General features: G+C 64.8%; 14 protein-coding genes. 7 read left to right on the top strand and 7 right to left on the bottom strand.

Features of this window, described 5'->3' with window-relative positions; genetic code table 11:
* Positions 1–42 precede the first annotated feature (42 nt).
* The 3 genes from J5M73_RS06295 to J5M73_RS06285 all read right to left on the bottom strand — a co-directional run bounded on the left by J5M73_RS06295 (position 43) and on the right by J5M73_RS06285 (position 3401).
* Positions 43–966 carry a universal stress protein gene (locus tag J5M73_RS06295; protein ID WP_115580006.1) on the bottom strand — a complete coding sequence of 308 codons (924 nt, stop codon included), beginning with the start codon at positions 964–966 and terminating at the stop codon, positions 43–45.
* A gap of 121 nt (positions 967–1087) precedes the next feature.
* The gene (locus J5M73_RS06290) at positions 1088–2326 is read right to left on the bottom strand and encodes a DUF4010 domain-containing protein (protein ID WP_207815130.1); all 1239 of its coding nucleotides are present in this window, start codon (positions 2324–2326) and stop codon (positions 1088–1090) included.
* A 169-nt stretch (positions 2327–2495) separates the two neighbouring features.
* Positions 2496–3401, bottom strand: a complete 906-nt coding sequence (locus J5M73_RS06285) for a helix-turn-helix domain-containing protein (RefSeq protein ID WP_207815129.1) — start codon at positions 3399–3401, stop codon at positions 2496–2498.
* Positions 3402–3564: 163 nt separating this feature from the next.
* On the opposite strand from J5M73_RS06285, the gene J5M73_RS06280 reads away from it, so the two are divergent.
* The 3 genes from J5M73_RS06280 to J5M73_RS06270 are packed head-to-tail and all read left to right on the top strand — an operon-like array spanning position 3565 to position 7370.
* On the top strand, positions 3565–4923 hold the full coding sequence (locus J5M73_RS06280; protein WP_207815128.1) for a glutamine synthetase family protein: 1359 nt from the start codon (positions 3565–3567) through the stop codon (positions 4921–4923).
* A gap of 48 nt (positions 4924–4971) precedes the next feature.
* Complete coding sequence (locus tag J5M73_RS06275; protein WP_207815127.1) at positions 4972–6060, top strand: polyamine ABC transporter substrate-binding protein; 1089 nt, start codon at positions 4972–4974, stop codon at positions 6058–6060.
* Positions 6057–7370, top strand: coding sequence for an FAD-binding oxidoreductase (locus tag J5M73_RS06270; protein WP_207815126.1), 1314 nt, complete (start codon positions 6057–6059; stop codon positions 7368–7370). The genes J5M73_RS06275 and J5M73_RS06270 overlap by 4 nt, the downstream gene beginning before the upstream one ends.
* Before the next feature lie 272 nt (positions 7371–7642).
* Here J5M73_RS06270 and J5M73_RS06265 read toward each other — a convergent pair whose 3' ends face one another.
* On the bottom strand, positions 7643–8377 hold the full coding sequence (locus tag J5M73_RS06265; protein ID WP_102865092.1) for a TetR/AcrR family transcriptional regulator: 735 nt from the start codon (positions 8375–8377) through the stop codon (positions 7643–7645).
* A 353-nt stretch (positions 8378–8730) separates the two neighbouring features.
* Between J5M73_RS06265 and J5M73_RS06260 the strand changes: the two genes are divergently transcribed.
* The 4 genes from J5M73_RS06260 to J5M73_RS06245 are packed head-to-tail and all read left to right on the top strand — an operon-like array spanning position 8731 to position 13399.
* Positions 8731–9435, top strand: a complete 705-nt coding sequence (locus tag J5M73_RS06260; RefSeq protein WP_102865093.1) for an ABC transporter ATP-binding protein — start codon at positions 8731–8733, stop codon at positions 9433–9435.
* Positions 9432–10631, top strand: a complete 1200-nt coding sequence (locus J5M73_RS06255; RefSeq protein WP_207815125.1) for an ABC transporter permease — start codon at positions 9432–9434, stop codon at positions 10629–10631. Before J5M73_RS06260 ends, J5M73_RS06255 begins: the two co-directional genes overlap by 4 nt.
* The gene (locus J5M73_RS06250) at positions 10624–12123 is read left to right on the top strand and encodes a TolC family protein (RefSeq protein ID WP_102865095.1); all 1500 of its coding nucleotides are present in this window, start codon (positions 10624–10626) and stop codon (positions 12121–12123) included. Before J5M73_RS06255 ends, J5M73_RS06250 begins: the two co-directional genes overlap by 8 nt.
* Complete coding sequence (locus J5M73_RS06245) at positions 12113–13399, top strand: HlyD family efflux transporter periplasmic adaptor subunit (RefSeq protein ID WP_207815124.1); 1287 nt, start codon at positions 12113–12115, stop codon at positions 13397–13399. Before J5M73_RS06250 ends, J5M73_RS06245 begins: the two co-directional genes overlap by 11 nt.
* A 199-nt stretch (positions 13400–13598) precedes the next feature.
* Here J5M73_RS06245 and J5M73_RS06240 read toward each other — a convergent pair whose 3' ends face one another.
* From J5M73_RS06240 to J5M73_RS06230, 3 genes are read right to left on the bottom strand one after another with little or no spacing between them, the layout of a single operon-like run.
* The gene (locus J5M73_RS06240; RefSeq protein WP_207815122.1) at positions 13599–15302 is read right to left on the bottom strand and encodes an AMP-binding protein; all 1704 of its coding nucleotides are present in this window, start codon (positions 15300–15302) and stop codon (positions 13599–13601) included.
* Positions 15303–15321: 19 nt separating this feature from the next.
* The gene (locus J5M73_RS06235) at positions 15322–16620 is read right to left on the bottom strand and encodes an acetyl-CoA C-acetyltransferase (protein WP_207815120.1); all 1299 of its coding nucleotides are present in this window, start codon (positions 16618–16620) and stop codon (positions 15322–15324) included.
* Entirely contained in the window at positions 16617–17510 is an 894-nt protein-coding gene (locus tag J5M73_RS06230; protein WP_207815114.1) for a MaoC/PaaZ C-terminal domain-containing protein, read from the bottom strand. Before J5M73_RS06230 ends, J5M73_RS06235 begins: the two co-directional genes overlap by 4 nt.
* Position 17511: the final 1 nt, after the last annotated feature.

Raw genomic sequence — 17511 nt, 5'->3', positions numbered from 1 at the left:
GCGGTGCCACGCCGGTGTGGCACCGGCGTGGCCTGGTGCGGCTCATGGCAAGGGGTCACGCGGCGGCTTGACCGCCCAGATACTGCAGGGTGCCTGCAACAGCAGATGTTCGGCGGTGCTGCCCAGGCGCTTGTGCAGGCCGCGGTGCTGGGTGGTGCCCATGACGATCACATCGCTCTGGTGCTCCTCGGCGAAACGACAGATTTGCTGCAGCGGCATGCCCTCGATGAAGTGGCTGCGTTGCGGGGGCACGCCGTGGCGCTCCGCCAGAGCGCGATAGACATCGTGTTGCGCCGCGCCCAGGGCTTCATACAAACCACTGGCCAGGGACAGCGCGCCGGCTCCGGTGTCTTTGGCATAGACGGCCACCCAGTCATACACATGCAGCAGGTCCAGCTCGGCGCCGCATTGCTCGGCCAGTTTCACCGCGGCGTCGACGATCTGATCGTTGAACTGCAAATCCTGCACTTCGCTGCGCAGCACGTCGATGATGGCCAGGACTCGGCGTGGCCGTGGGTGCCGGGCCTCGGTCACCAGATGCACCGGCAGCGCGCAATCGCGCAGCAACTGCCAGTCCAGCGGGGTATAGAAGATCCGCCGCATCGCCGACTCGGCATGGGCGTCCTTGATGATCAGGGCCAGGGGCATCTCGTTGGCGAACAACTGGATCTCCTGATACGGCTGGCTGGCCCAGCGCGCTTCGCAGGTCACCGACAGGCCACGCTCGCGCATGCCTTGCGCCTGCAGCTCCAGCCATTGCCCGTGCTGTTCCAGATAGGCCGCCTGCAACTGCTCGGCCTCACGGCTCTCGAACAGCCCGGCCAGCGTCAGGGCCTGCAGATGATCCAGGGCGACGATATGCACCGGCAATTGCATGGCTAGGGCCAGTTGCTCCGTGCGTTCGAACGCCGGCGTGCGCTGCATCTGCTGGGGCGCGATCAAGAGTAAACGCGGAGTTTGCGACATGGTTCACCTCGGCACTGGAGCTTGAAGAAACCGCTAGGGGGTCATTCAAGACTGAGCGCAATGGCCAGGCACGAGTTGATCTTTATCAGGCGTCGCGGCTTTTTTTCGACCCGGCAGCCGCTTATTGCAGCCAGACACCGACCCACATCGCCAGGGTCAGCAGCGCTTGCCCGGGCACGACGTACAGCGCAAAGCGCCATCCACCGCTGAGGGCCGCCAGCATGCACTTGCTCAGGGAGTTGCTGCTGACCGCCAGCATCACCGCGCTGCCGATGGCACTGCCGGGCAGTTGCCCGGACTTGACCAGCGAAGCAATGGACGCCGTGGACGCATGGGCATCGGCAAAGCCGCTGATCAAGGCGCTCAACATCAGGCCCAACTGCCCGAAGTAATTGAGCATCAGCGAACAGGCGAAGGTTATGGCGCTCATGGTCAGGGCCACGATCAAGGCCAGCTTGGGATTGAACGCGCCCTTGTCGCTGACCGGTTCGACGCTGCTGGGCTGGCTGCGTGGAAACACCAGGCAAGCGGCATACAGCGCGGTGCAGAGCCCCCCCAGCACCAGGGGCAGCCACATGGTTTGCAGCAGTGCGCTGTCGACCGTTACCAGGATCAGAGCGATCTGGGTCACCGTGGCCAGGTTGGACAGCAGCGCCGCGGCGGCCAGAACCCTGACCTGCTCGGGCGCCTTGGCGACCCGCTGGCCCATGGAGGCGATGGTCAAGGTGCTGGAAACGAATCCCGACGCCACGGCGCTGAGGGCATAACCGTAATGGGCGCCCAGGGTCCGCACCGCGACGTGGCCCAGGGCCCCTACCGCCATCAGCAACACGGTCAGGGTGCCGATGGTGCGCAGGTTGAACGCCTCATAGGGGCCGATGAAACGATCCGGCGCCAGGGGCAGGATCACCAGCGCCGCCACCAGCAGCGTCAGACCGTCGGCGATTTCCCGGTCGCTCAACTGACTGCGCACAAAGTGATGGAGTGTCTGTCGATAGGCCAGCAAGGCGGTCATGACCACGGCGATGGCCAGCGCCAGCTCCGGGGCCGTGCCACACAAGGCCCCGAGGATCAGCACCGCCAGCAGCGCCACTTCGCTGGTGACCCCCGGGTCCTCTTGCTCGTTGCGCCAATAGGCCACCGTCACCAACCCGGCCACAGCAATGGCCAGCGAGGCCAACAGCAGCGGACCGCCGACTCGCTGGCCGATGAACCCCAACAGCGCGGTGATGGCGAAGGTACGCAACCCGGCGCTGCCACGCTGAGGCCCCTGCCCTTTGCGCCGCTCGCGCTCCAGGCCCACCAGCATGCCGATCCCCAGGGCCGCGGCGGCGTTGGTCAGGTCGATGGTTTCAAGCATTGCACGCCCCAGGAAGACAGCCCACACCGAGAATAGAGCGCTGCCGGCGCTTTCGCGAATCGGCCGCCCAGCGCCTTGCAGGAGCCGGCTTGCCGACGAAGGCTGAGAGTGATGCAGGGTTTGCGGGCCTCTTCGCTGGCAAACCAGTTTCTGCGGCCAGTGCTGCCGATCAGCTCGGGCGACGTTTCAGGGTCTGGCTGGGCAACTCCCTGAACAGCGCCCGATAGCTGCTGGAAAACCGTCCCAGGTGCCAGAACGACCAGTGCATCGCCACCTCGGCCACGGTGGTCTCGCTGGGCCCGCGGCTGAGCAGTTCGCGGTGCGCGCTGTTGAGCCGGCGCAGGCGCAGCCACTGGCTGGGGGCCATGCCGGTAAAGGCCTTGAACGCGCTTTGCAACTGACGCAGGGAAACCCCGGCCACCTGGGACAGCTCCAGCAGGTTGAGGGTTTCCTCGGGGACGTCGGCGGCCCACTGCGCCACCCGCTGCATGATGCCCCGCTCCTCGTTGCGCCGTTGCAGGCCGCCCGGGTCCAGGCGCACGCAGGCGTTGTCGAGGATGTACAGGCAGTCGTCCAGCAGTTGCTGGGTCAGGGCTTCGCGGCTGGGTGGGTCGAGGGTCTGGGACAGGCGGGTCAGGGTGGCGCTCAGCCAGCGACAGAACAGGGCATTCTGCTGGTTGGTCAGCGGCGCCATGAACAGGCCGTCCAGGCGCTCCACCCCCAGGCCCTGGCGCTGGACGAACTCGGGGCCGAACACCACCGCCACTTCCTGGTAGTTCTCCGGGGTGATCCAGATATTGCGGCTCTCGCCATTGAGCAGGTACAGGGCGTTGTCGCTGCGGTCGAAACAGAACGCCAGGGCGCCTTGCGGGGCGCTGAAATTCTGCTCGACCCGGGTGTTCATGCACTCCTCGTAGATCTCCACGCCCTGCAGGTCGAGGTAGCGCACCAGGCCGTTGAAATGCCCGGGGGACATCTGCTGGTAGTGCTGCACCCAACCCGGGGTGGCACGGATCTGATCGGCGACATCGAAGGTGTTGAACGCTTGAACCTGAAGCGGATTGGACGCTGTCATCGGGGGACCTTGCGCACTCTTTTGGTGCGCTTTGGTGCTGCTTAAAGTGGATAGATGGAACAACAAGGCTCGCCCAAGATAGTCGCCAATGCGCCGCAGGGGAAGCCTTGCCGGGATACTCCCGCTCACCTCGGAGCAGACAAGAACAATCATCGAGGTCTTTATGAACGCCCCTTTCGATCAGCTGTCCTCCTGGCTGAAAGATCACAAGATTACCGAAGTCGAATGCGTGGTCAGCGACCTGACCGGCATTGCCCGCGGCAAGATCGCGCCCACCAACAAGTTCCTGCACGAGCGCGGCATGCGCCTGCCGGAAAGTGTCCTGCTGCAAACGGTAACCGGGGATTTTGTCGACGACGACCTGTACTACGAACTGCTGGACCCGGCGGACATCGACATGGTCTGCCGCCCCGACTCGTCATCGATCTACCTGGTGCCCTGGGCCATCGAACCCACCGCCATCGTCATCCACGACACCTTCGACAAGTTCGGCAACCCCATCGAGCTGTCGCCGCGCAACGTGCTGAAAAAAGTGCTGCAGCTGTACACCGACAAGGGCTGGCAGCCGATCGTCGCCCCGGAAATGGAGTTCTACCTGACCCAGCGCTGCGAGGACCCGGACCTGCCGCTCAAGGCACCCCTGGGCCGCTCCGGTCGCGCGGAAAGCGGCCGCCAGTCGTTCTCCATCGACGCCGCCAACGAGTTCGATCCGCTGTTCGAAGACGTCTATGACTGGTGCGAAGCCCAGGGCCTGGACCTGGACACGCTGATCCACGAAGACGGCCCGGCGCAGATGGAAATCAACTTCCGCCACGGCGACGCCCTGGACCTGGCGGACCAGATCACCGTGTTCAAGCGCACCCTGCGCGAGGCGGCGCTCAAGCACAACGTCACCGCCACCTTCATGGCCAAGCCGGTGGCCGACGAACCCGGCAGCGCCATGCACCTGCACCAGAGCGTGGTGGACATCGCCACCGGCAAGCCGATCTTCGTCGATGCCGACGGCCAGAAGAGCCAGCTGTTCCTGCACCACATCGGCGGCCTGCAGAAGTACATCCCCAAGGTGCTGCCGATGTTCGCCCCCAACGTCAACTCGTTCCGCCGCTTCCTGCCGGACACCTCGGCCCCGGTGAACGTCGAATGGGGCGAGGAAAACCGCACCGTCGGCCTGCGCGTGCCGACCGCCAGCCCGGAAGCCATGCGCGTGGAAAACCGCCTGCCCGGCGCCGACGCCAACCCCTACCTGGCCATCGCCGCCAGCCTGCTGTGCGGCTACCTGGGCATGGTCGAGGGCATCGAGCCCAGCGCCCCGGTGGAAGGCCGGGCCTATGAACGGCGCAACCTGCGCCTGCCGATCACCATCGAAGACGCCCTGGCGCACATGGAGGATTGCCCGACCATCGAGCACTACCTGGGGCGCAAGTTCGTCCGCGGCTACGTGGCGGTCAAGCGCGCCGAACACGAGAACTTCAAGCGCGTGATCAGTTCCTGGGAGCGTGAGTTCCTGCTGCTCAGCGTCTGATTTGTCCGCAGTCCGCAATCAACAAAAACAACCCGAAGAGGTGTCGACATGCGTCTTTTGCAAACAGTGATCCCGGCAGCACTGGCGGCCTTGATGAGCGCCGCCGTCCAGGCACAACCCAGTGTCAGCGTGTACAACTGGACCGACTACATCGGCCAGACCACCCTCGCCGACTTCCAGGGGCAAAGCGGGGTCAAGGTGATCTACGACGTGTTCGACTCCAACGAAACCCTGGAGGGCAAGTTGCTGGCCGGGCGCACCGGCTACGACGTGGTGGTGCCCTCCAACCATTTCCTGGCGCGCCAGGTGAAGGCCGGCGCGTTCCTCAAGCTGGACCGCTCGCAGTTGCCCAACTGGAAGAACCTGGACCCCAAGCTGCTGGCGCTGCTGGAGCAGAACGACCCCGGCAACCAGTACTCGGTGCCCTACCTGTGGGGCACCAACGGCATCGGCTACAACGTCGACAAGGTCAAGCAGGTGCTGGGCATCGACCACATCGACTCCTGGGCGGTGCTGCTGGAGCCAGAAAACCTGAAGAAGCTCCAGCAATGCGGGGTGTCGATGATGGACTCGCCGGATGAAGTGTTCCCGGCGGTGCTCAACTACCTGGGCCTGGACCCGCGCAGCGAAAAACCCGAGGACTACCAGAAGGCCGAGGCCAAGCTGCTGACCCTGCGCCCGTACATCACCTACTTCCACTCCTCCAAGTACGTCTCGGACCTGGCCAACGGTGATATCTGCATCGCCTTCGGCTACTCCGGGGATGTGTTCCAGGCCGCCAACCGGGCCAAGGAAGCCAAGAACGGGGTGAACATCGCCTACGCCATTCCCAAGGAAGGCAGCAACCTGTGGTTCGACCTGCTGGCGATTCCCGCCGATGCCGGCAACGTCAAGGAGGCTCACGCCTTCATCAATTACCTGCTGGACCCGCAAGTGATCGCCAAGGTCAGCGCCTATGTCGGCTATGCCAACCCCAACCCGGCCTCCCAGCCGTACATGGACGCCGAGCTGGTGAACAATCCCGAGGTGTACCCGCCTCAGGACGTGCTCGACAAACTGTACATTTCCACCACCCAGTCGCCGGCCATCATGCGCTTGATGACCCGCTCCTGGAGCAAAGTGAAGTCCAACAAATGATTCAGCCAAGACACTCGGGCACCGCCAGCGAGCATGCCCGCTCCTACTACGCCGCCTCCGCCGGCAGCCTGCCTGGCTATCCGTCCCTGGACGGTGACCTGAGCGCCGACGTCTGTGTCATCGGCGCAGGTTTCACCGGCGTCAACACTGCCATCGAGCTGGCCCAGCGCGGGCTGTCGGTGATTCTCCTGGAAGCCCGGCGCATCGGCTGGGGCGCCAGTGGGCGCAACGGCGGCCAGCTGATCCGCGGCATTGGCCACGACGTCAGCGGCTTTGCCCGCTACGTCGGCAAGGAAGGGGTGAAATACCTCGAGCATGCCGGGATCGAGTCGGTGGACGTGGTGCGTCAGCGCATCGCCGAGCACGGTATCGACTGCGACCTGCGCTGGGGCTTCTGCGAGCTGGCCAATACCCCGGCCCAGTTCGCGGCGTTCCAGGCAGAACAGGAGCATCTGGCGAGCCTGGGCTACCGCCACCCTACCCGCCTGGTGGCGCCTCAGGACATGCATCAGGTGGTGGACTCCCCGGTGTATGCCGGGGGCCTGGTGGACATGGGCTCGGGGCATCTGCACCCACTCAAGCTGGTGTTGGGGGAAGCGCGGGTCGCGGCCTCCCTGGGGGTGAGGATCTTCGAACAGAGCCCGGTGCTGGAACTGGTGCATGGCAACCGCGTCGAGGTGCGTTGCGCCACAGGCACCGTGCGCGCCGCCAGCGTGGTGCTCGGATGCAACGCCCACCTGGATGAACTGGAACCGCGCCTGAGCGGCAAGGTATTGCCCGCCGGCAGCTACATCATCACCACCGAGCCATTGCCTGAGGCGCTGGCGACACAGTTGATCCCGCAGAACCTGGCGCTGTGCGACCAGAAAGTGGGCCTGGACTACTACCGGCTGACGGCGGATCGACGCCTGCTGTTCGGCGGTGCCTGCCACTATTCAGGGCGTGATCCTGCGGACATCGGCGCCTACATGCGGCCGAAGATGCTCAAGGTATTTGCGCAATTGAACGATGTGGCCATCGACTTCCAATGGGGCGGCAAGATTGGCATCACCGCCAATCGCTTCCCCCAGGTAGGTCGGCTGCACCAGTACCCCAACGTGTACTACGCCCAGGGCTATTCCGGTCATGGCCTGAATGTCACCCACTGGACTGCACGGCTGCTGGCCGAAGCCATCCATGCCGGGCACAGCCATGGCCTGGATGTGTTCAGCGCCGTCCCACACATGACCTTCCCCGGCGGCCCAGCCCTGCGCGCACCGCTGCTGGCCCTGGGCATGCTCTGGCACCGGATGCGGGAAATGCTCGGTTGACCGCCCGCCTTCGCCGGCCCACCCCGCTTGCTATGGGGCGGGCAGGTTCTCCAGGAGACCGTCACTGCGGAAAATCCAGCAACAGCGCATTGACCCGTTGTGGCTGCTCATTCTGAATGCCGGGCGCTCCAGGGTAGATGCGAGGAGCGGAACCTGGCACATGGCGGCCGCAGCCCTGAGCAATATTGATGCTTCGAATGACACTGCCGCTCCTGCCGGCACGGTGCGCTGCTGGCAGGAGCGGCAGCTCCTCAGACAGGAATCATTCCGACCTAGGACTGGCTGTGCTGACGAATCAGGCGCTGAGTGTTCAAGACCTTTTCCAGGGCCTGCTCGGAGTCGGGGTCCTGCATGGGCGCACGAATCGCCGCCGACACCAGGCTGATCAGCTTGGCCATGACTTCGGCGTCGGTGGCCGGACGGCCCAGGCTCATGGCCTGCATCAGCAAGCGCAGTTCGGTGCCGGCCATCACCCCGGAAATCGCCTTGAGGGCAAACTGCAGGCGCACCCCCAATTCGTTGCGCGGCAGGTCCGGCAGCGCCAGGGCGAAGGCCTTGAAGAAGCGCTCGAACACCGGTTGGTAGTGTTCCTTGAGGTATTCCTGAATGAACGGCGAGGTATCGCTGTACACCCGCCCCAGGAAACGGATGAACGACCGGCCTTCCAGGCCACCGCTTTCATCACTGCGCTCCAGGCCCATGGCCGGGGCGAACAGCACCCCCAGCAGGGTCTCGCAATCCAGCGGTCCCTGGGCCTGCTCTTCACATTTGGCCAACAGCTCCAGGCGTTGATCGTTGAGGGGGCCCAGGCGCTGCATCAGCAGGGCCTTCATCAGCGAATCCTTGTCGCCGAAGTGATAGTTCACCGCCGCCAGGTTGACCTGGGCGCGCTCGGTGATCTGACGCAGCAGCACGGCGTCGTAGCCGTACTTGATGAACAATGCCTCGGTCGCTTCCAGCAGTCGGGTCTTGGTGACATTGGGGGCACTGAGTTTCTTGGCGACCATGGAGGACTAACCTTTGCTGGGATGAAAAACTGACCGTTCGAACAGTGTTTTAAAAAAAAATTTGATTTTTTATACCTGCGAGAAGCCCTAAAAGCAAGCGTCCCAGGGACGTCCCCTGCGGCCCGAGGCCGTTTTGTGACCCGCCGGTTCCTGGTCGAAAAATCCCGAAAAAAGCCCGCAATTACCCGGTTCAGACAGCTGGCGCGCCAGGATGAACGCAGTTACTATTCAAACAAATTTTTTAAAATAATAAATAAAACCAGAGCTTGGCGTTGCCCCTGAACCCCCGCTGCACGAGCCGTACGTGGTGGGAGTGTTCAAGCATTCAGTCGAGCCAGCCGGCGCGGTAAGCGATGACAGCGACGATAATCGACCCAGGTTTTATCTCCCTGCAAGGCATAGGCAAGAGCTATCGGCTGGCGGAGCAACCGCTCCACATTCTCAAGAACGTTTCCCTGTCCATCGAAGCCGGTGAAAGCTGCGCCATTCTCGGTGCCTCCGGTTCCGGCAAGAGCACCCTGCTCAACATCCTCGGCCTGCTGGACCTGCCCGACAACGGCGACTACCGCTTTGCCGGGCACGATATCTTCCGCGCCAGCCCCGACCAACTGGCGGCGATCCGCAACCAGCAGATCGGCTTCGTCTTCCAGAGTTTCAACCTGCTGCCGCGCCTCAGTGCCCTGGACAATGTCGCCCTGCCCCTGAGCTATCGCGCAGTGGCACGGCGTGAATCGCTGGAACGCGCCCAGCACATGCTCGATCAGGTGGGCCTGGGGCAACGGGCCCACCACCGCCCGGCGGACCTCTCCGGCGGTCAGCGCCAGCGGGTGGCGATTGCCCGGGCCCTGGTGGGCGAACCCTCGGTGATCCTCGCCGACGAACCCACCGGCAACCTCGACAGCCATACCGCCCAGGAGATCATGGACCTGCTGCTGTCGCTGAACCGCGAGCGCCAGGTGACGCTGATCATCGTCACCCACGACCCGGGCATCGCCCAGCGCCTGGAGCGGCAGATCCGGGTCACCAACGGCGTGGTCCAGGAGGTCTGCCCGGCATGAGCCTCAAGGTCGAGCAAAGCGCCAACCAGTTGCTGCACGAAGCCTTGGTCAGCCTGCGCACCCTGGGCAAGCGTTCGATCCTGGCCTTGCTGGGGATCGTCATCGGCAGTTCATCGGTGGTGGCCCTGATCAATATCGGCCATAACGCCGCCGAAGACGCCGCGGCCATCTTCCAGGACATGGGCACCGACACCCTGGCAGTGCAGTTCCCCGACACTTCGGGGACGCGCACGCCCATGCCGGCGGCGCTGGACCTGGCCACCCTGTACAAGGCCCTGCCCAACCTGCTGCACATCGCCCCGGTGGCGTTGTTCAGCGGCCCGGTGGTGTTCCAGGGACGCACCACCAACGCCAACCTGGTGGGCAGCACCGCTGCATTGAACGACGCCATGCGCCTGCAACTGCAGCAAGGACGCTTCCTCTCGGAATTCGATGCCACCGAAACCTACGCGGTGGTGGGGGCGCAAGTGGCCCAGGCCCTGAGCCAGCCCCATGCCCCACTGCGCCTGGGCGACAGAATCCGTATCAACGATTACCTGTTCCAGGTGATTGGCATCCTGCACTCGCAACCGGCTGCCGTGCTGATCCCGGTACAGACCAACGAATCCCTGTTCGTACCTCTGGAGGGCATGCGGCGAATATCCTCCAGTGCGCAGATCAGCAACCTGATAGCCCGCGCCGCTCCCTCCCAGGACATGAACCAGCTGGCCACGGCCCTGGGCGATGCGCTGAAAAAACAGCTACCGGGACGGGGCGTGGAAGTACAGATACCGCAAAAGATCATCGACGGCATGACCCGGCAAAGCCGCACCTTCGGTTACCTGCTGATGGCCCTGGGGGGCATCTCCCTGGTGGGGGGCGGGGTCGGGGTGATGAACGTGATGCTGATGAACGTCTCGGAACGGCGCCGCGAGATCGGCATCCGCATGGCCCTGGGCGCCAGGCGCCGGGATATCCGCAACCTGTTCCTGCTCGAAGCCGTGACCCTGACGGCGGTCGGTGCTCTGTCCGGGGCGGTGCTGGGCATGAGCGCCGCCTACCTCTATGCCCGGGTTTCCGGCTGGCAGTTTTCCCTGGCCTCTGCATCCCTGCCCCTGGGCATCGGCAGCACCTTGTTGATCGGCCTGTTCTTCGGCCTGTACCCGGCCATCTCGGCCTCGCGCCTGCAACCGGTGGAGGCGCTGCGCGATGAATGATCGCCAACGCGCCGGGCTGTTGCTGCTGTGGCTGATCAGCCCCTTGGGGCACGCCGCCTCCCAGGACATGAATGTGGCTCGCCAGGCGTCAGCCCCGACCCTGCACAGCGGCTATGAACGCAGCGTCCTGCTGAGCCAGCAGCAGACCGACCTGACCCTCGCCGACGCGGTCTACCTGGGCCTGCGCAACAACCGCGGGATTCGCAGCGCCTACTTGCAGCGCGTGGCGCAAAAGTTCGACCTGCGGGTCTCGGAAGATGCCTTCAATCCCAAACTGCTCCTCAGTGGCACCTATCAGGCCAACAAGGGCAGCCACGACGGGGTACGCAACGCCATGCTCACGCCCAGTTCCAGTCTGCTGGGGGAGTACGGCACCCGCTTGAACATGGCCTGGCGGCAAGAGTTGAGCAATGCCAATCGGGCCGGCTACTACCGACGCGACGGCCTCGACCTGGCGATTATCCAGCCCCTGCTCAAGGGCGCCGGCTGGGATGTGACCACCGCGCCGCTACGCCTGGCGCGGATCAACGAACAGGCCTATCGCCTCAACCTCAAGGCCAACGTGGCGCAGACCATCAGCGACATCATCGGCGCCTACCGCGAGCTGCTGCGGGCCCAGCAACAGCTGGCGATCGTCGAGGATGCCCTCAAGCGCGCCAATGCCCTGCTCCAGGTGAACAAGGCGCTGATCGCTGCCGGGCGCATGGCCGAGTTCGAGATCGTGCAGACCGAAGCCGATATCGCCAGCCAGGAACTGGGGGTCGAAGAAGCGCGCAATCAGGTGGACATCAATCGCCTGTCGCTGCTGCGGCTGCTGGCCCTGGACCTGTCCACGCGCATTCGCGCCAGCGACGCCCTGGAGGCCGCCAGGATCAACATCGACCAGCAGGACGCCCTGCGCCTGGCCCAGCTCCAGCAACCCAGTTACCTGGCGACCTTGCTCGGCAGCCAGCAGGCCGATCTGAACCTGGTGATCGCCAAGGACCAGGGCCGTTGGGACGTGTCCCTGGTGGCCGGTGCCAACCAGGTGCGCAACCGCTACGACAACGACGGCGGCAATGGCGCGGGCAGGACCTGGGACAGCTATGCCGGGGTCCAGGTGCAGATCCCCATTGGCGACCTCAGTACCCGCCAGGCGGAAGTCCACGCCCGGGTCGACGTGGAAAACCAGGCGCTGGTCCTGGCCGATGCCCGCCAGGCCCTGGAGCGCAGTGTCAATGACGTGGTGCGCGACCTCGGCACCCGTTGGCGCCAGTATGAAATTGCCCAGCGCGCCGTGGAACTGTCCAAGCGCAAACTGGAGATCGAACGAGAGAAACTCAGCGCCGGACGCTCCAGCAACTTTCAGGTGCTGAGCTATGAAAGCGACCTGCGCACCAGTGAAAACGCCCGCCTCAACGCACTTATCGCCTACCTCAACGCCCAGACCCAACTGGACCTGACCCTGGGCACGACCTTGGAGACCTGGGACATTGCGCTCAATGACTACTGAGCAGAAAAGCTCGCGCAAACGCTACCTGCAAGGGGGCGCGGCGCTGGTGGTGCTGGCCTTGGCCGGCGTGGCCCTGATCGGTTACCACGCCCCGGACCACACAGCGACTGACAAGGGCCGCTGGATCGAGGTCAGCAGTGCGCCGCTGATTCATCAGATCGGCCTGGTGGGCAAGATCGAACCCCAGCGCACCATCAGCCTGACCGCGCCGTTCGACGGCATTGTCCTGGCCAACCTGGTGGAACAGGGCCAACGGGTGGAGGCCGGCCAGACCCTGCTGAAAATGGACCCCAGCCTGATCGAGATCCAGTTGCGCGAAGCCTTGTCGGTCCAGCTCAAGGCCCGACGCAGCGTCCAGGAACTGCAGGACTGGAACAACAGCGCCCAGGTCACCCGTGCCCGGCGGACCTTGCGTTCCTCGCAGATGACGGTCAGCAATTCCGAGCGCAAGCTCAGTGAAAGCCAGAGCCTGTTTGCCCGGGGCATCATTCCCCGCAACGAACTGGACGACCTGACCCAACAACTGCAGACCCAGCGCCTGGACCTGAGCGCGGCCCAGGGCGAGCTGCAACAGGCCCTGGATCAGGGCAAGGGCGAATACCGGCAGATTGCCGAGATGGAACTGACCAATGCCACGGTCAAATACGAAGCCCTGCGCGCTCTGCTGGCGGGCAAGGACGTCACCGCGCCGTTTGCCGGCATCGTGGTGCCGGCGCCGGGCGTCAACCTGAGCCAAATCGCCTCGGCAGGGGCCTCGGGCCCGGTGCAGACCGGCAGCAAGGTCGGCCAGGGCCAGGCCCTGTTCGGCCTGGCCAACATCGAGCAACTGAAGATCGTCAGCAAGGTCTCGGAGCTGGACATCAACCAGCTGCGTCAGGGCCAGAGCGTGGAAATCCTCGGTGACGGCTTTGATGGCGAACGCCTCAATGGCCAGGTGGACATCGTCAGCAGCCTGGCCCTGCCCGGCGACGCCAGCGGCGCCAGCGCACAGTTCCCGGTGACCCTGTCGATCCCCACGCTGACCCGGGAACAACTGCAGCGGGTGCGCCTGGGCATGAGCGCGCGATTGACCATCATCACCTACCGCAACGATCAGGCAATCGTCATCCCGCCGGCAGCGATCCAGCGCGGCGCAGATGGCATGAGTGTGGAATATCGGGCGAGCGCCGATCAGCCGGCACAACGGCTGCCGGTGAGCGTCGGCCAATCGACGGCGGAGGGTATCGAAGTGTTCGGCCTGCAGCCGGGCCAGGTCCGCCTGCCCAACGCCTTGTAGGTTCAGGCTTGCCTAGCTATTGGCCGAGGAACCTCTAGCGCCCTCGGGACGCATGCGCCCCTGCGGGCCGTTCGCAGCCTTCGGCAGCGGCTACAGTGATCGCCGTGGCGGTAGCCGCTGCCGAGCCCCGGCGAGGCTGCGAAAAGGCCCGCAGGGCCTTGCTTGACGATCTTCAGAACAACCTCGGACGCCCTCGGAACTAACGCAGGGCCCGACGCAGGACCTTGCCCACGGTGGTCTTGGGCAACTCTTCGGTACGGAACTCGACGTAGCGCGGCACCTTGTAGCCGGTCAGGTACTCGCGGCAGTGGGCCAGCAACTGCTCCTGGGTCAGGTTCGGGTCCTTGCGCACCACGAAGATCTTCACCTTCTCCCCCGTCACCCCATCCTCGACCCCGATCGCCGCCACTTCCGCCACGCCCGGATGCAAGGCCACCACATCCTCGATCTCGTTGGGGTACACGTTGAAGCCGGACACCAGGATCATGTCCTTCTTGCGGTCCACCAGACGGATGAAGCCCTGCTCGTTCATCACCCCGATATCCCCGGTGGACAGCCAGCCATGACGGTCCAGGACCTTGGCGGTCTCTTCCGGACGCTGCCAGTAGCCCTTCATCACTTGGGGGCCACGCACCTGCAACTCGCCCTCCTCGCCCAGCTCCGCCAGTTCGCCGTCCTCGCGCACGAAGCGCACCCAGGTCGACGGCAGCGGCACGCCGATGGTCCCGGTGAAGTCACCCTCGCGCATGCGCGCGATGTCGATCGGGCTGATGCTCACCACCGGCGAGCATTCGGTGAGGCCGTAGCCTTCGATGATCGGCACCCCGGTGACTTCCTTCCAGCGCCGGGCCACGGCGGTGTGGGTGGCCATGCCACCGGCGATGGCCAGCTTCAGGTCGGAGAAGTCCCGGCCACGAAACTCTTCGTTCTCCAGCAAGCCGTTGAACAGAGTGTTGACCCCGACGATGCCGCTGAACTTCTCCTTGCGCAGGATCATCTGCACCCGCTTCACGTCCCGCGGGTTGGCGATCAGGATGTTGCGCCCGCCCAGGCACATGAACATCAGGCAGTTCACCGTCAGTGACAGCACGTGGTACAGCGGCAGCAAGGTGACGTTGGTTTCCTGCTGGTTTTCGTCCAACTGGTCGCCAACCCAGGCCTTGGCCTGCATCAGGTTGGCGAGGATGTTGCGGTGGCTGAGCATGGCGCCCTTGGCATCGCCGGTGGTGCCGCCGGTGTATTGCAAAAAGGCGATGTCGTCCTGCTTCAGGTCCACTGGACGGGGCTCCAGCACGGCGGCCAGTTTCATCATCGCCGGGAAGCGGATCGAGCCTGGCAGGTTGAACTTGGGCACCTGCTTCTGCACATGGCGCAGGGCGAAGTTCAAGGCCGCGCCCTTGAAGGTGCCCAGCAAGTCGCCAATGGCGGCCACCACCACGCTCTTCAATTGGCTGCCCGGCATCGCCTGCTCCAGGGTGTGGGCGAAGTTCTCGAAGATCACCACGGTTTCGGCGCCACTGTCCTTGAGCAGGTGCCGCAGTTCATGGGCGGTGTACAGCGGGTTGACGTTGACCACCACCGCCCCCACCAACAGGGTGCCGAACAGGCAGATCGGATATTGCAGGCAGTTGGGCATCATCAGGGCCACCCGATCGCCCTTCTTCACCCCTTTGGATTGCAACCAGGCGGCGAAGGCGAATACGCGCTTCTCCCAGAGGTCGTAGCCCATCTCGGTGCCGATGCTGACGTAGGCCACCCGGTGGCGGTACTTGTCCACGTGTTCGAGGAACACTTCCCGCAGCGACGGGTAGCGGTCGATGTCGGCTTCGATATCGCTGGGCACACCCGGCAGGTAAGCGTTCAGCCAGATACGCTCGGCGGGTTGCAGGCTCACGACACTCATTGGCAGTCTCCTGGTTATTTTATTTTTCGACGATGGCGGTGATACCCAGCCCGCCGGCTGCACAAACGGAAATCAGCCCGCGGCCGGAACCGCGCTGGTGGATCGCCTTGGCCAGGGTCGCCAGCAGGCGCCCGCCGGTGGCGGCAAAGGGATGCCCGCAGCCCAGGGAGCCGCCGTTGACGTTGAGTTTGCTGCGCTCGATGCTGCCCAGCGGCCCTTCAAGGCCGAGTTTTTCCCGGCAGTAATCGGCGTCTTCCCAGGCCTTGAGGGTGCACAGCACCTGGGCGGCAAAAGCCTCGTGAATCTCGTAGAAGTCGAAATCCTGCAAGCCCAGGCCTTCCCGGGCGAGCATGCGCGGCACCGCGTAGGCCGGAGCCATCAGCAGCCCTTCCGTACCGTCGACGAAGTTCACTGCGGCAGTTTCCCCGGTCCGCAGGTAGGCCAGCACCGGCAGGTTGTGGGCGGCGGCCCACTCCTCGCTGGCCAGCAGCACCACCGAGGCACCGTCGGTGAGCGGGGTCGAGTTGCCGGCGGTCAGGGTGCCGTTGTGGCGGTCGTACGCCGGGCCCAGGCCGGCGAGCTTCTCCAGGCTGGCATCAGCCCGCAGGTTGTTGTCCCGGGTCAGGCCGCGATACGGGGTGATCAGGTCGTCGAAGAAGCCGCGCTGATAAGCGGCCTGCAGTTGCTGGTGGCTGGCCAGGGCCAGTTCATCCTGGGCCAGACGCTTGATATGCCAGCGCTTGGCCATTTCTTCACAGTGCTCACCCATGGACAGCCCGGTGCGCGGCTCGCCGTTGCGCGGCAGCAGCGGCTTGAACAACATCCCCGGGCGCACCTTGAGCAAGCTGCGCAGTTTGTTGCCGGCGCCCTTGGCGCGATTGGCCTGGAGCAAGGTCCGCCGCAGCCCTTCGTTGATGCCGATGGGCGCATCGGAAGTGGTGTCGGCACCACCGGCGATGCCCACTTCGACCTGCCCCAGGGCGATCTTGTTGGCCACCAGCAGCGCCGCCTCAAGCCCAGTGCCGCACGCCTGCTGCACGTCGTAGGCCGGGGTCTGCGGCGACAGCGTGGTGGACAGCAGGCTTTCCCGGGCCAGGTTGAAATCCCGGGAATGCTTGATCACCGCCCCCGCGGCGAACTCCCCCAGGCGCTGGCCCGACAGGCCGTAACGATCCACCAGCCCCTGCAACGCCGCCACCAGCAGGTCCTGGTTGCTGTCGTTGGCATACACCGTATTGGAGCGGGCGAACGGAATCCGGTTGCCGCCGATGATCGCCACCCGGCGCACCGGCGCCGGATTGAAACTGTACTCAGTCATTGCCCAGCTCCCCAGATAAATAGGCCGCGCATGTGGGGTTTGTCCCCCGCGTTGTTGCGCACTTCGAACGCATGGCGCGGACCGTCCGGCAGACGGTTCCACAAGGTCACCGCCGCCGGCAGGAAGATCGGCAGCTTGAACTCGCAGTCCAGCTCCGCCGCCGCCAGTGGATGGGGCGGCTGCTGCGCTGCCAGGGCCCGGCCCAGGGTCCACATGCCGTGGGTGATGGGCCGACGGAAACCGAACAGCCGGGCGCCGAGCCAGGAGGTGTGGATCGGATTGAAATCGCCGCTGACCTGGGCGAAACGCCGTCCCAGGTCGCCCCCCAGGTTCCAGCGCTGAGTGCGAATCAGCGGCGCTTCATCCTGCTTCAGCGCGCCTTCCCAGGGCTCGCCGATGGGGCTGGACACGCCACGGCGCAGATACAGGCTGTGGCTTTCCCAGACCAGGCTGCCACCGCTGTGGGCCCGGGTGGCGATGGACAGCGCCTGGCCCTTGGGATGGGCCAGCCAGCGTTCGGCGAACACTTCCAGGCGCAGGGCCTGGCCCTCCTCCAGCTTCTGGTACTGGCGAATGCGATTGGCCAGGTGAACCATGCCGCTGGCCGGATAGGGAAACCTGCGGTCGGTCAGCAACAACAGGTGCAAGGGAAACGCCAGGGTATGGGGAAAGGCCAGCGGCACCCCGTGTTCCCGGCGAAAGCCGCAGGCCTGGGCGTAGCGGGCGATCCCGGCGGCCTGCAACTCCACCGCCGGACGCACCAGGCGCTCGGCGGGCAGCGCCGGCGCGGCGTCCGGCTTGGGCTTGCGCAGGCTGCGGATGCCGTCATAGAGCAGTTGGCCCCGGGACGGTGGCGGTTCGATGATGCGAATGGCGCTGTCGCTATTCATG

Source organism: Pseudomonas sp. 50_B (assembly GCF_017491625.1).
In the GTDB taxonomy this organism is placed as follows: Bacteria; Pseudomonadota; Gammaproteobacteria; order Pseudomonadales; family Pseudomonadaceae; genus Aquipseudomonas; species Aquipseudomonas danubii.
Note: the sequence above shows the minus strand (reverse complement) of the source record. Positions and strands in the feature narration are given on the sequence as shown.

Excerpts from the sequence above, each read along its gene's own strand:
- J5M73_RS06280 (WP_207815128.1), top strand. The coding sequence starts at position 3,565 with ATGAACGCCCCTTTCGATCAGCTGTCCTCCTGGCTGAAAGATCACAAG.
- J5M73_RS06260 (WP_102865093.1), top strand. The coding sequence starts at position 8,731 with ATGACAGCGACGATAATCGACCCAGGTTTTATCTCCCTGCAAGGCATA.
- J5M73_RS06240 (WP_207815122.1), bottom strand. The coding sequence starts at position 15,302 with ATGAGTGTCGTGAGCCTGCAACCCGCCGAGCGTATCTGGCTGAACGCT.
- J5M73_RS06275 (WP_207815127.1), top strand. The coding sequence starts at position 4,972 with ATGCGTCTTTTGCAAACAGTGATCCCGGCAGCACTGGCGGCCTTGATG.
- J5M73_RS06245 (WP_207815124.1), top strand. The coding sequence starts at position 12,113 with ATGACTACTGAGCAGAAAAGCTCGCGCAAACGCTACCTGCAAGGGGGC.
- J5M73_RS06250 (WP_102865095.1), top strand. The coding sequence starts at position 10,624 with ATGAATGATCGCCAACGCGCCGGGCTGTTGCTGCTGTGGCTGATCAGC.
- J5M73_RS06295 (WP_115580006.1), bottom strand. The coding sequence starts at position 966 with ATGTCGCAAACTCCGCGTTTACTCTTGATCGCGCCCCAGCAGATGCAG.
- J5M73_RS06265 (WP_102865092.1), bottom strand. The coding sequence starts at position 8,377 with ATGGTCGCCAAGAAACTCAGTGCCCCCAATGTCACCAAGACCCGACTG.
- J5M73_RS06285 (WP_207815129.1), bottom strand. The coding sequence starts at position 3,401 with ATGACAGCGTCCAATCCGCTTCAGGTTCAAGCGTTCAACACCTTCGAT.
- J5M73_RS06290 (WP_207815130.1), bottom strand. The coding sequence starts at position 2,326 with ATGCTTGAAACCATCGACCTGACCAACGCCGCCGCGGCCCTGGGGATC.
- J5M73_RS06255 (WP_207815125.1), top strand. The coding sequence starts at position 9,432 with ATGAGCCTCAAGGTCGAGCAAAGCGCCAACCAGTTGCTGCACGAAGCC.
- J5M73_RS06270 (WP_207815126.1), top strand. The coding sequence starts at position 6,057 with ATGATTCAGCCAAGACACTCGGGCACCGCCAGCGAGCATGCCCGCTCC.
- J5M73_RS06230 (WP_207815114.1), bottom strand. The coding sequence starts at position 17,510 with ATGAATAGCGACAGCGCCATTCGCATCATCGAACCGCCACCGTCCCGG.
- J5M73_RS06235 (WP_207815120.1), bottom strand. The coding sequence starts at position 16,620 with ATGACTGAGTACAGTTTCAATCCGGCGCCGGTGCGCCGGGTGGCGATC.